We start from the raw sequence: 13,158 nt of genomic DNA on the forward strand, positions 1-13,158 counted from the left end.
AGGTGACATAGAGTGCAGTTCGACTTCTTCGAATGGCTTTCCGGGATACCGTCATGGCTCTGGGGCATACTCAGCTGGCTCTGGGGTGTCGTGCAGTGGTGGTTCTTCTGGGTCTGGGGACTCTTCGAATGGGTCTGGGGACTCGTTGTTGTCAACTTCTGGTTCCTGTTCAAAGCGGTCGTGTTTCCCGGTCTGATATTCATAGTCCTCGCAATCATCTACTCCGTGTGGTTCTCAAGAAAACTGTGGGGTCGCATACAGGGCCGACGTGGTCCCTTCCACATCGGGAAGTATGGGGGTCTGCAGCTGTTCGCGGATGCGATAAAGCTGGTCTCAAAGGAGACAATCATTCCAGACGGCGCCAAGAGGTGGATGTACCGGCTGCTTCCCAGTCTGCTTCTTGTGATTGTGATATTGCCGTTCGCCTTCGTACCCTGGGACGAATGGTGGTACATCTCAGACCTGTCTGTCAGCCTGGTCCTCATGTTCGCATTCGTGACCGCGGTCCCAGTGATTGCACTCCTCGCAGGGTGGATCAGCGGGTCGAAGTACTCTCTGATAGGCGGCTTCAGAGCAGCGAACAACCAGTTTGCGGCGGAGATACCTCTCCTCATATCGTCAGTGGGCCCGGCGCTTCTTGCAGGCTCGCTCAGTATCATGACGATATCTCAGTCCCAGACAGCCATCTGGTACGTCTTTCTGCTTCCGGTGAGCTGCGCCACTTTCATCGTGAGTGCCGCTGCCACTACTGGCCTGGTGCCTTTCGATGCACCGATTGCAGACTCTGAGATCATATTCGGATGGAGAACGGAGTTCAGTGGCATCTACTTCACCATGACCTACTTTGCTGAGTTCGCAAAGCAGTTCCTCTACAGTGCAATGACGGTGGCGTTGTTTCTCGGGGGCTCTTACGGTCTGCCATTCCTGCCGGGGGTTGTCAACTTTCTCATCAAGACGCTGATAGTCATGTTCTTCTTTGTGGTCGTGACGAGTTCCTTCTTCCGTATTCGTCAGGATGAGATAGTCTACCACTCGTGGCGATACCTGCTGCCGCTGTCACTCCTGAATCTCGTCGTGGCCATGCTTGTCCTTGCCTATTTCCCACCGCTGGCCAGCGCGCTGCAGGGCATAGGAGGTTGAGACAATGAGATTCTTCGCAGTCTTGGGTGACATATTCAGAGTCCTCAGACACATATTCAGACAGATCTTCGAGCGACCAATCACAGAGCTGTATCCCTACGAGGACCGCTACTATCCAGAGCGTACAAGGGGACGTCACATCCATGTCAGAGAGAACTGCACGGCCTGTGGACAGTGTGTCAGGGCCTGCCCGAACGTTGCGATTCGGATTGACAAGGCCGATAGGAAGTTCGAGAAGGACGCGGCACTCTACTTCGACTACACCAGATGCATCTTCTGTGGGCTATGCGTCCAGGCATGCAGGTTCAACGCGCTGTTTCACACTCCTGTGACGGACCTCTCTGAGGGAGACCGGGAGAGTCTGACATATGGTCCTGAGAGGATGTCCACTCTTGACAGAGAGCCTCTGAAGTGGCGTGGAAGGAGGTTCAGGTAGTGCAGACTCTCGAACTGCCGCTCATGGCCTCGTCGCTGGTTGTCCTCTTCATTGGAGGGCTCATCATCTACCTGCTCAGGGGTAAACTACAGGGGTCGGCTGGCAAGGTTGCAGTCGGCTTCTCATCGCTGTCAGTCGCGCTCATGATACCACCTTTCTACAGAGTGCTCGTGGAGAGAGGCACGGCATACGAGGGCTTCAGGTGGTCTGCAGTGCTTGGTGAGTTCGGCCTCAACCTCGACCAGATAGCCTTCCCCATCACGTTCGCCATTGTAGTGCTCGGTTTCTTCTCAGTGTTGTACGCAGTGGGATACACTGAGCATACTGAGAACAGACCGACCTTCTTCGCCAATCAGCTGTTCTTTCTGATGGGCATGCAATGGGTCACTCTTGCAACCAACATCCTGGAGTTCTTCATCGCGTGGGAGCTCATGCTGGTTCCCAGCTACTTCCTCATTCTCTTCTGGGGACTGCCTGAGACCAGACAGCGAACAGCCATGAAGTTCTGGCTGTACACACAGAGCGGCGCAGTCACCATATTCATCGGTCTGGCGCTGCTATACTATGTTTCGGGAGCGAGCAGTTTCGATATCGCAGTCATTCAGGCGGCGTATCCGCTCTTCGCTGGTCAGTCCCAACTCCTCAAGTTGATCTTCGTCCTGTTGGCGGCGGGTTTCCTTGTGAAGATGGCCGTCGTTCCGCTTCACTGGTGGTTGCCGCCCGTGCATGCTGAGGCCCCCACACCAATCTCAGTACTCCTCTCCGGCGCCATGATCGAGACAGGCGCATATGCGCTGGTCAGATTCGGGACGATAACTATGCCGGGGACGGCAAGGGAACTGTCATTTGTAGTCGCCGCGGTTGGCGTGGTCACCATGTTCTATGGTGGGTTCATGGCACTCGCACAGAAGGACATCAAGCGCCTCCTCGCATACTCGTCGGTCTCACAGATGGGCTACGTCCTGTTCGCTCTTGGCACCTTCTCATCCTTTGGTATGGCCGGAGGACTCTTCCATCTCATCAACCACGCATTCTCCAAGGGCCTGCTCTTCATGACCGCGGGCGCCGTGATACACCAGACACATCTACGCGACATTGATCTCATGGGTGGTCTCCACAACAAGATGCCAGTGACCGCCTTCGCTGCAGCGATAGGCGCAATGAGTATTGCCGGGAGTCCTCCGCTCTCCGGCTTTGCGAGCGAGTGGATGATGTTCCTCGGCGGCTTTCAGGCTGCGCTCATCACGGACACCGGGGTCGGGTCAGTGCCATTTCTGGCCATCACGATACTGGCGCTCTCAAGCACGATTCTGAGTGCAGGCTATATGCTTCGCTTCCTCTGGAAGGTATTCCTGGGTCCACATCCTGAGACACTGGAAGATGTGAGAGAGGGTCCGAGGTCGATGACTGTCCCGATGATTGCCCTGTCCGTCCTCATTGTGCTGCTCGGAATACTACCCGGCCTAGTCCTCGACGTCATAACGGCGGGGACGAACGGCATTCCAAACATACTACCCTGAGGTGAGGTCAAGTGCTGCTAGGACTGCCCTACTATCTGATTGTCGTGATTCCTCTGGCAGGCTCTCTGTTCGTCCCACTGGTCGGTCGCTTCAACGAGAGGCTCCGCGACTGGACTCCAGCGATTCTCATGGGTATCAGCATGGTCTTGTGCTGGTCGCTGCTGGGAGACATGGACGCTCCTCAGGGGCCGACGAGTTGGGTGTGGATTGCGTCGCTGAATCTCCACTTCGAGCTTCTCATAGATCCCCTCTCGGTCATCATGGCAATACTCTCAAGCACACTCTGTTTCCTCATCTATGTCTACTCCACAGAGTACATGGCACACGAGGGCGACCGTGACAGATTCTTCTTTCTCATGCTTGCCTTTGGCGGCGGGATGCTCACACTTGTCCTGAGCAACAACCTGCTCATCGCCTTCATCGGCTGGGAGATCATGGGCTTCTGCTCCTACGGTCTCATAGGCTTCTGGACCGACAGGCGAAATCCCCCTGAGACCGACCCGACCGATGTGAAGTATGGCAACTCCTTGCTCAGCTTCAAGACAGAGGGACAGTACAACACCCACTGTGGCACAAAGGCATTCATCGTGACGCGGGTGGGCGACGCATTCATGCTCGGAGGCATCCTGCTCCTGTTTGCGTTCGCGGGGACCTTCTCATTCACCGGCACCGAGTCTCTGTCAAGCAATGCCAATGACTGGTGGGGTGGTCTCGCTGCCATCGGCCTGCTCATTCCCACACTTCTGTTGATATTCATGGGTGCGATCGGGAAGTCAGGACAGGTGCCCCTTCAGGTCTGGCTGCCGGAGGCCATGGCTGGGCCAACATCCGTGTCCGCGCTCATTCATGCGGCAACAATGGTCAAGGCGGGTGTGTACATCACTGCACGCTTCGTCGTCACCATTGCCGGTGCGTCGGGAATCAGCGAAGGCGGACATGGCCTGTGGACCCCGCTTCAGCAGGTTGGCATGGAGTCCGCATTCACATTCTTCCTGATTGTGGGTGTGATCGGTGGTCTCACCGCCTTCATGACCGCTACAATGGGCATGGTGTCCATGGAGCTGAAGCAGGTGTTGGCGTTCTCCACGCTGAGCCAGCTCGGATACATGATGCTGGCTCTGGGCACAGCAGGCATGCTGGGCACTCACTACGAGCCGGCCTACCTCAGCAGTGTGCTCCATGTGGTGAGCCACGGCGCGTTCAAGGCCCTTCTCTTCCTTGCTGCGGGTGGAGTGATCCACGCAACGCACACCAAGTACATGACCAAGATGGGCGGACTCAGAAGCAAGATGCCAAAGACATTCGCGGTCATGGTCATAGGCGTCCTTGCACTGTCCGGTATCCCTCCATTCTCAGGCTTCTGGTCAAAGGACTCCATAATCGAGTACGCGTATGAGCTGGCCCTCCATGAGAGCGTCGGTCTGTTACTCTTCGTGCTGGCCGTTGGAGCTGCAGCATGTACCATCTTCTACTCCATCCGTCTTGTCGGCATGACCTTCTTAGGAAGTCCGCATGAATCACCTGCAGAGACCACAACAGCTGCAACAGCCCACGACGACTCACACAGGCCGGACGAGGAGCACAAGGACGAGGGCCACGACAGCGGCGCTCACCACGCTTCCGAGCCCCATGACCCCGGTCCTGCAATGATGATTCCTCTGTATGTGCTGGCGGCCTTCACTGTGTTTGCATTTGCCGTCTTTCCCTTCATCCAGTCGCTGGTAATGCATGAGGGGCCCATGACCCCCGAACTGTATGCGGGCCTCCTCCTTGAGATGATGTGGGTCAAGGTCTCTCCGGAGGGAATAGTGCCGTTCGGCATCACACTGTTGGCCCTGGCGGCGGGTGCCATACCTGCCTGGAGGATCTATGTCAGGGGCGCTGGCAGACACAACCGGGTCATTCCCGAGACCGGGCTTGCCCGACGGGTGTACAGTTTCCTCCGTCACCGCTGGTACATCAACGAGTCGTACTACTGGCTTGTTGGGAAGTTCCTTCGCTTCACCGAGTCCTGGAGAGTGAGGATTGACAACCGAGTCATAGACGGGATTGACTTTGGCTCCGCAAGAGCTGCGCGGGTCCTCTCCAAGAAGGTGCGCTGGTTTGATGACAATGTCATTGATGGTTTCGCAGAGGGCATTGCAAAGACCGGCATCAGTGCGTCCGAGTCCAGCCAGACCTTGCAGACAGGTCGAGTCAACGACTACGTGGGTGTGATGATATTCGGGACGGGCCTGATACTCATCCTGGTCCTGATAGTGATGGGGGTGATATAGATGCAGTCCGAACTAGCCCGTACCCTTCTGTCGCTTCTGCCGCTTGGACCACTGTGGTTCATGCTAGTCCTTCCTCTCTTCATGTCGTTTGTCGCATACCTTGCGGGCAAGAAACTGGCGCGACCAGTCGCCATTCTTACCACGCTCGTTGAGCTCGTGATTGCGGTCGCCCTCGCTCTGGCTTATGACACATCGACTCTTGCCGCTCCGTACCTGGACTACGTCTCAACCTATACGATGGGAGCGCTCCCCTACCACAGTGCAATCATCCAGCTGATAGTCGGCGTCGATGGCATCTCAGTGGTGATGGTCGTACTCTCAAGTCTGGTTGTGTTTGTCGCGGTACTGAGTGCAACTCACATCCATGAGTCTGAGGGGACATTCTACATGCTGATGTTGCTCCTGCAGACAGGCCTCACCGGTGTGTTCGTATCACTTGACCTGATGGGCTTCTTCGTCTTCTGGGAACTCGTACTCATCCCAATGTTCTTCGTCATAGGCAAGTTTGGGGAGGAGGGCTGTCGTCACGCTGCAATCAAGTTCTTCATCTACACCCATCTCGGTTCGCTGGCAATGCTCCTCGGCTTCTTCGCTCTCTTCTTTGCAGGTGGGTACACCTTCGACATGGTGGCTCTGAGGAACACCCCACTGGCGCCCGAGGTGCAGATTGGCTTCGCCTTAGCGGTCTTTCTCGGCGCGGGAGTCAAGCTGCCCGTGTGGCCTCTACACAACTGGCTTCCGTGGGCACATGTCAAGGCTCCAACCCCAGGTTCGGTCATTCTTGCTGGAATCCTACTCAAGATGGGTGGCTACGCTTTCATCCGACTGGGCGTCTGGCTGAATCCCGTGGCATTCTCACGCCTCGCAATCCCGTTCGCTGTCGTCGCGGTCTTCACCTGTATCTACGCAGCTTTCACCGCCATGGCTCAGACGGACTTGAAATCGATGGTGGCGTACACTTCTATCAACCATATGGCCTGGGTCTTGCTCGGTGTGGCAATCGGTACTGAACTCGCGCTACAGGGAGCAGTGTTCATGATGTTCAGTCATGGCGCCATCATCTCGGTGCTCTTCATTGTGGCAGGCCAGATGAAGTACTCTGCGGGCAGTCGCGAGATACCTGCAATTCAGGGACTGTCCAAGAGGGCACCGCGCCTCTCTGCCCTGTTCGTACTCGCCTCGCTCGCAGCTTTTGGTCTCCCAGGTCTCAGCGGCTTCATAGCTGAGGCCCTTGTACTCTTTGGCTGGGCCACCCTGCTCACCATCTCGAACTTCATGGTGTGGATATGGGCTTCCTTGATCACCTTTGCGATATTCATCACGGTGGGTTACTTCCTGTGGACCCTGAACCGGACTGTCTTCAGCGAGTCCGACCCTACCAAGGAGGTCTCAGACGCACCACTGCGTGACCTGGTTGCCCCTGTGCTCATGATGGTCCCTGTGTTTGTCTTGGGCCTCTGGCCCGACCTCGTGATAGTCCAGATACAGCAGGTCATTCGCTTCATAGTCAGTAGTATGGCCGGAGGAGGTGTCCCATAGGATGCAGCAACTCACATGGCTAGTTGACGCTCTCAGAGCTCTCTTTGCACCACTTACGGACGAGATCGAGTCAGTAATCCCAACAGACCTCGTGGGTTCACTTCCCGCTCTCACGCTGGTGGCGTTCGGTCTGTTGGCGCTACTCGTGGGACTGAGGTACAATCCCCTTTCCCTGAGCCTGCTCGGTGTGGTGGTCGCTTCATTTGAGATGGTCCTGTTTGATGCCACAGGTCCCTCGTTCGGGTCGCTCTTCGTCAGGGACGGTCTGTCCGACTTCTTCATCTACATAGTCTTGATTGTGGCGTTCCTGATGCTTGTGTCATCTTCGTCCTTTGACGGCGACACAGGCGCATACAACTTCCTGTTGATGATGTCGTTCGCTGGGGCCATATGGGTTGTCATGGCGGCGGACCTCATTGCCCTCTTTGTTGCATGGGAGCTGATGTCCACTCCAACCTACGTGCTGGTAGCCATGAGTCCCAATCGCTCTGGCATTGATGGCGCGACCAAGTACTTTGTCATGGGCCTGATGTCCACCATGCTCATCCTTCTTGGGATTGCACTGCTGTATGGAGTCACTGGGACCACACAGATGGCTGCAGTAGGGAGGGCAGTCTCAGATGTGTGGAACACCGTTCCTGTCGGTCAGGCAGCATACACGATACTACTGGCAATCGTACTGCTGGTCGTCGCATTCGGTTTCAAGATAGGTGTGTTTCCGGGCTGGATGTGGGTGCCTGACACCTACTCGGCTGCAGATGGCAACATCGCGGGGTATCTTGCAGGCGCAACCAAGAAGACCGGCGTAGCGGCCATCATTCGACTGCTCTTTGTGGCACTCGCTGTCGCAAGATACGAATGGATATGGGTCCTCGCTCTCGTCTCGGTGCTCACCATGACCATAGGCAACTACCTGGCGCTTGGACAGAAGAGCGTGGTGAGAATGCTCGCCTTCAGCAGCATAGCCATGATGGGTTATCTCTTCATGGGCATTGCCGCCAGCACCGAGTTCGGCGTGGCCGCAGCATCGTTCCACGCACTTGTGCACGCACTCATGAAAGGGGGCGCCTTCATCCTGATCTGGGCGATATCTCTCAAGATGGCAAAGGATGTGACCTACGACGATCTGGCCGGACTGGGCAAGCGGTCGCCACTGGCTGCAGGCATACTGGCCGTCCTTGTGCTCTCGCTGATAGGGGTCCCGTTTGCAGCTGGATTCTGGTCCAAGATATTCCTTCTTTGGAGCGCTGTCGATGCCGGTCTGTGGTGGTTGGCCGTGCTAGGCATACTGAACATGGTCATGTCCCTCGGCTACTACGTTCCACTTCTCTCCAAGATGTACCAGGAGGAGCCGTCAGACAGCACACCCTTGTCCGTTGCAAGAGCACCGCTGTTCGTTTCAGCAGTATGCGCGGTTCTGTTGGTGATAATGATGATAGACTGGGGTCTGGCCATGGACTACGCTTGGTCTGCCGGAAGTGCGCTCTTTCCCTAGCGAGGAATGCCTTGTGTCCGCTGCACATGATTGACATCTCATGGAGACCTCCCTCGTCCCTCTGTCAACCAAGCCGCTTTTCAAAGAGGAGTATCGAGAATCTCTCCACCCACTTCGGGACCCAACGTTCTGCGAGTAGGATGTGCCTGAATCTCAACGGGTAGATGCCCATGAGGAACGGACGTCCCTCTGCTCTTGCCAAGAATACCTGAGAGTAGAGTGCTCTTGTGAAGTCGCTCGGCGTCTCCGCGTAGATTGCAGTTGACCAGCCGCTGTCCTGTCCCTCTGTCCTGACAGAACCGAAAGTGACGGACCCAATGCGCTCGTTGTCGGTCAGGATGTAAGCTCGTGCACTCTGTAGTACCTGGGAGATGCCTTCCGAGCAGAAGTCATAGGCTTTCCAGTCGTGGATTATCACTCCGTCCGAGAAGAGATGTGCTGCCCCCTTGAGTATTCTCTCTGCAGCATCGCGCTCAGCATACTGAGGGGACTCCTTGACACCGCCCTTCTTCACGCGTTTCAGCCCGCCTTTCCAGAAGACCCCCATTTCAGCTCTCACACTCATTCCGATACTTTTCGCGAGGCTTATTGAAGCAGAGTTGGTCGAGTCTGTGGTGTACCTGAGTCGCTCTACTCCCGCATTCCTGCCTTCCTTTACAAGCTCGTCTGTGAGGACCTTCGCCAGACCCTTCCGCCGATACCTGGGATGCACTCTCAGCCCTTCCATCCACCCTGTGCGTCCAGAGTCAATCATGTGAAGGTTCGCAAGTCCGATGATTCTTCCTGCAACCTCGAGTCCAACCAGACGACAGCTGGGACTCTTGAGCCACTCGTCGAGCTGAGAGGGCATATAGTCGTGACCGCCCCAGGTCCTTCTTGCAATCTCGAGCACGTCATCTCTGTCTGACTCGACCACACGACGAACCGTAAAGTCAACCATGTTGGAGTCACTCCTGACAAATGGAATGCTTGCTACCATTGAGCGTCTTGGCTGGTGCGGCCATACGTATAATGCATTCTATCGCAGCGACCGAGTGTAATCGCATAATCACCAGACTGGCTTCCGGACGTCGCAGATGCCGCGCAGTTCAGACTCATCACAATCCGTGAGACGTGTGTGTCAAAGGGCATTGCAACAGCGTCACATGTTGGCGGTTCAGAATCATCCGAGTCCCTGCGGATGGCTACAGCAGCTCCCGTATGCGGGTCAGTATTGCGGACCTTATCTCTCTGAGCGCCTGCTCGTAGTCCTTGAAGGAGACCGCCTTCACACCCGCACTCTCCGCAAGGTGTACCAGGTAGTCCTGTATCTCCCGAGCCCTCTCGAAGTGAAGGGCTCTCTCCTCTGGGCTGTGAGTCACGGTCCTCAGGCCGCCAGCGCCACTCTTGCTCATGAACATCGAGCGGTGGATTGCCTCCGAAGGGTTGATCACCAGCTCGATGACGCTTGCTCCTGCGTCTTGTATTGAACCCGGAATCACATGCACTCCGTCGATGACGCACTCCAGACCCTCGCTCAGAATCCGCTCGACGGCATTTCTCAGGTGCGGGACGATCATGTCACACTGGGCCAGATAACCTCTCACCGAGGGGGACAAGGTGCTTGGTCCCGTCTGCTTGTACCTGTGTGCCTCATATGTGTGGCAGAACAACTCGGGATGCTCGTCCTCTGAGTGGATAGTCCGCAAGACCTGACGCAGCGAGTCCGTGCCAATCACTCTGGTAGCGCTGAGATCGGCAGCCACCTCCAGTGCCAGCATTGACTTACCTGTCGCCGACGCTCCTTCCAAAGCAACAACAATGGGGGACGGCCCTCCTGTCTCTCTTCTGCGTCTTTCAAACTCAGCAAGCATTGTCCACCGCCGCACAACTGCTTCTCCCAGCGCTGACAGCTCATCTTCAAGGAACCTGTTCAGAGCACTCAGCTCAAGGGGAGTAGAGCCTCTGGTGAGTCTCTGCGCCACAGCCTCCATGACTTCGGTCTGTTGACGAAGAGTGAGGCCGCACATACGGAGATGACCGGTCAGTACTGCAGGAGGATACGGGACGGACTGGCCGTCAAGAAGGACGAACATGGTGTGAGGATGAGCGGTCCTGTTCAAAAGGGAATCTCTTGTCAGAAGCCTCTGGAGCCACAGTAGCCACTGTCCTCTCTGCCCGGAGCACCCCAGAACGTCCGTCCCGTGCTGGAACGGCGTCGAGACGACGCATGATGAGGCTTCCATGCGAAAGGACGACTCATATCATTGTCCATGTTGACATCGATGTCAACGTGTAATTCTCTCACAGTGGCTTGATGACCCTTCCTGAGCCTCATGCAATGGTCGTATACATCCACACTGACATCAGAAACAGAATAGACTCCACCCACCTTCATCTCAAGGGCATCCTCGTTCCATGCGACAAAAACGATGGTGCCTGATGCGTCACCCACAAGGAGGTCTCTGACAACCAGTCTTCTGCCGGTGCTTCTTGCCACACCCCTGTACTCTCTGTCCACTCTCACCACTCTGAACAGAAGACAGACCCCTCTGCGTTTGGGCGTGGCATCCGCTATTGACATGGACTCTGCTCCGACTGCATCTAGTTGGGGTCTGGACATCCTGTGAGTATGTGCCGCCGAGAGGCTTATGAACTGCCACCTTGCGACACCTGAATGACGGGCCAGCATTGATAAGCAACGAGTGAAGACCCTAGCACACTCGGCACGAGAGGATGATGGTGAGTGACCGCCAGATTACTCATTGTGGACGATGACATTGATGTGGCAAAGCTACTACGGGCATACCTGAAGAAGACAGGGTCGGATGTTGAGATTAGCTATGCTCGCAGCTGCAAGAGAGCGATTCGGAAGGTGAAGGAAGCCATTCTCAGCGGCTTGCCGCCCCATGCATGTCTGGTCGACATAAAGCTCCCAGACACAACTGGCACAGATTGCATACGTCAACTGCAGGCGATGGGACTGGCAAACCTCTGTGCTTTCACCGCATACTCGAAGCCCCAGATCATCGAAGAGGCCAAGCGTGCCGGTGCAGTAATGGTCTTGAAGAAGAGTGCGGGCTTCGCGGCTATTGCGGACACGCTCGCTCAGCTACTGGACTTGGCCCCTCTTGAGCTGTGAATATGCAACAAAAACCCTTAACAGATGTGACGACTCGATGATAACTGTTCAGAAGTTGGGAGATGACTGTCCGTATGCTCCATGTCACGCGTCGAGGTCTTATGGTCTGTACAATGCTCTTCATGCTCAGCCTTTGGTGCCTAGGTTTCTCCACTGCAGCTGCCCAACCGACAGAAGAGTGGTTTGGCGATAGTCACATACAGATTTACATCGGTCTCGACGGCCGCAGCATCACCACTGCAACTGCGACTGACCCATTAGTGGTAGACCTCGAAACACCGACCGCACTGCTACTCAAGGTCAACACGACGGGCAGTCAGGCAATCTACAACCTGACCGGTTCGATAGGCTTCTACTATCAGGGTATCAAGGTCTTCGCCATCAGCGTTCAGCAGGCCGTAGTACAGTACATTCCAGCTCCGCTGTCATTGCCCCCCGTAGCAACTGACATTGACTTTGGTGCCATCTTCAGCAGCAACTTCAGCGGCTACTCCATTGACCTTGCCACAGGCATCTATCAGGCGTCTGTGGACTTCCAGTACTTCCTTGAAGGCGACCTCGTTCACCCTCAGACTGTCGGAACCGGTTTCTATGTGACACTGCCCCCAAAGAGCTTCATTGATGTCGTCACTTCTGTTGCGGGCATTGCGGTGACCGCAGCCACAGCAGGTGCGGTCGTTGGCACTGCCGGCAGCATCAAGGCACTGCTTGACGGCCTTGCAACCGCCCACAAGGTCCGGAGCATTCAGAAGAAGGCCGGTGAGATTCGGTCCCTGCCAAACCTGACGGTCATAGGTGCTCTGCCTGCTCTGTTCTCTGTACTATCAGCTATGGCACTGATGGGCAAGAAGAAGAAGAAGGGCACGGCCACAGTTGCAGAGCCCGAGTCCAAGGATGGTGTGAGCGAATATGTCCTGAGGCAGCGTGTGAGGGAGATTGCCCCTGAGGCATGGCAGGGCGACAAGTGTCCGAAGTGCAGGAAGAACTGGGACAGGAAGAAGGACATGTGTGGGAAGTGTGGTCTTGACCATGAAGACGCAAAGCGCGAGTATGGAGAGTACCTGAGCAGCAGAGTCCCACGGGCAATCAAGGTGCTCGGCAAGAAGAAGTCGCTCAGCATAAAGAAGCTCTCAAAGAAGGCCAAGATGAGCCAGTACAGTGCGGGTGTCATCGGTGCAGCAATGGTCGACACTGGCTTCACAGAGGTGACGAAGATTGACACTCCCCTGAGGAGTTTCGTGACGAACATAGGTGGACTAGCATTCCTTATTCTGACATGGCAACAGCTACTCGGCGGTGCTGCAAGCCAGTTCCAGACCACACTCACCGTCGTCGGTGGTGGTATGTCCGTCGCAGTCATAATCGCGCTCTACTTTGCAAGGAGGACGCAGATCAAGAGACTGAAGGCCGACCTCGAGGCGGGGCGGAAGCTCATGCCAACGATGCGAGAGAGAGAGGAGCAGGCAGCAGGAACAGCTCCTTCAACGGACTCTCACGGACGGACTGACTCCACTGGTCCTGAAGAGACCTCGGTTCCAACATCAGGCGAGTCTTCTGAAGCTGAGTCGGCCGGTACTTCAGAAGATGAATCGGGAGATGTCTAGTCAGACTCCCTGTGTTATGCCTAGACG

Annotated in this window: 11 protein-coding genes; 8 read left to right on the forward strand and 3 right to left on the reverse strand. The window is 55.9% G+C overall.

Going from position 1 to position 13,158, the window contains the following annotated elements:
- Nucleotides 1–12: 12 nt before the first annotated feature.
- From HXY34_06985 to HXY34_07010, 6 genes are read left to right on the forward strand one after another with little or no spacing between them, the layout of a single operon-like run.
- On the forward strand, nt 13–1,140 hold the full coding sequence (locus HXY34_06985) for an NADH-quinone oxidoreductase subunit H (protein ID NWF95872.1): 1,128 nt from the start codon (nt 13–15) through the stop codon (nt 1,138–1,140).
- Nucleotides 1,141–1,144: 4 nt separating this feature from the next.
- Nucleotides 1,145–1,576 carry a 4Fe-4S binding protein gene (locus HXY34_06990; protein ID NWF95873.1) on the forward strand — a complete coding sequence of 144 codons (432 nt, stop codon included), beginning with the start codon at nt 1,145–1,147 and terminating at the stop codon, nt 1,574–1,576.
- A complete protein-coding gene (locus tag HXY34_06995) occupies nt 1,576–3,096 on the forward strand; it encodes an NADH-quinone oxidoreductase subunit M (protein ID NWF95874.1) in 1,521 nt (506 codons plus the stop codon). The genes HXY34_06990 and HXY34_06995 overlap by 1 nt, the downstream gene beginning before the upstream one ends.
- An 11-nt stretch (nt 3,097–3,107) precedes the next feature.
- Nucleotides 3,108–5,372 (forward strand): hypothetical protein, encoded by a 2,265-nt coding sequence (locus HXY34_07000; GenBank protein NWF95875.1) that lies wholly within the window; start codon nt 3,108–3,110, stop codon nt 5,370–5,372.
- Nucleotides 5,373–6,911, forward strand: a complete 1,539-nt coding sequence (locus tag HXY34_07005; GenBank protein ID NWF95876.1) for an NADH-quinone oxidoreductase subunit M — start codon at nt 5,373–5,375, stop codon at nt 6,909–6,911.
- Nucleotide 6,912: 1 nt separating this feature from the next.
- Nucleotides 6,913–8,406, forward strand: a complete 1,494-nt coding sequence (locus tag HXY34_07010; GenBank protein ID NWF95877.1) for an NADH-quinone oxidoreductase subunit N — start codon at nt 6,913–6,915, stop codon at nt 8,404–8,406.
- Nucleotides 8,407–8,470: 64 nt separating this feature from the next.
- On the opposite strand, the gene HXY34_07015 is transcribed toward HXY34_07010, so the two are convergent.
- The 3 genes from HXY34_07015 to HXY34_07025 form a co-directional block, all read right to left on the reverse strand.
- A complete protein-coding gene (locus HXY34_07015) occupies nt 8,471–9,346 on the reverse strand; it encodes a GNAT family N-acetyltransferase (protein NWF95878.1) in 876 nt (291 codons plus the stop codon).
- A gap of 244 nt (nt 9,347–9,590) precedes the next feature.
- Complete coding sequence (locus tag HXY34_07020; GenBank protein NWF95879.1) at nt 9,591–10,508, reverse strand: hypothetical protein; 918 nt, start codon at nt 10,506–10,508, stop codon at nt 9,591–9,593.
- Nucleotides 10,509–10,522: 14 nt separating this feature from the next.
- Nucleotides 10,523–10,969, reverse strand: coding sequence for a hypothetical protein (locus HXY34_07025; GenBank protein ID NWF95880.1), 447 nt, complete (start codon nt 10,967–10,969; stop codon nt 10,523–10,525).
- 162 nt (nt 10,970–11,131) lie between these two features.
- On the opposite strand from HXY34_07025, the gene HXY34_07030 reads away from it, so the two are divergent.
- Together HXY34_07030 and HXY34_07035 are read left to right on the forward strand one after the other, a co-directional pair.
- Entirely contained in the window at nt 11,132–11,527 is a 396-nt protein-coding gene (locus tag HXY34_07030; GenBank protein NWF95881.1) for a response regulator, read from the forward strand.
- Nucleotides 11,528–11,589: 62 nt separating this feature from the next.
- A complete protein-coding gene (locus tag HXY34_07035) occupies nt 11,590–13,131 on the forward strand; it encodes a hypothetical protein (GenBank protein ID NWF95882.1) in 1,542 nt (513 codons plus the stop codon).
- Nucleotides 13,132–13,158: the final 27 nt, after the last annotated feature.

The organism is Candidatus Thorarchaeota archaeon (genome assembly GCA_013388835.1).
In the GTDB taxonomy this organism is placed as follows: Archaea; Asgardarchaeota; Thorarchaeia; order Thorarchaeales; family Thorarchaeaceae; genus JACAEL01.

What these genes read in the sequence shown, in the direction of transcription:
- HXY34_07035 (NWF95882.1), top strand. Translation starts at nt 11,590, where the DNA reads ATGACTGTCCGTATGCTCCATGTCACGCGTCGAGGTCTTATGGTCTGT.
- HXY34_07015 (NWF95878.1), bottom strand. Translation starts at nt 9,346, where the DNA reads ATGGTTGACTTTACGGTTCGTCGTGTGGTCGAGTCAGACAGAGATGAC.
- HXY34_06990 (NWF95873.1), top strand. Translation starts at nt 1,145, where the DNA reads ATGAGATTCTTCGCAGTCTTGGGTGACATATTCAGAGTCCTCAGACAC.
- HXY34_07005 (NWF95876.1), top strand. Translation starts at nt 5,373, where the DNA reads ATGCAGTCCGAACTAGCCCGTACCCTTCTGTCGCTTCTGCCGCTTGGA.
- HXY34_07025 (NWF95880.1), bottom strand. Translation starts at nt 10,969, where the DNA reads ATGTCAATAGCGGATGCCACGCCCAAACGCAGAGGGGTCTGTCTTCTG.
- HXY34_07010 (NWF95877.1), top strand. Translation starts at nt 6,913, where the DNA reads ATGCAGCAACTCACATGGCTAGTTGACGCTCTCAGAGCTCTCTTTGCA.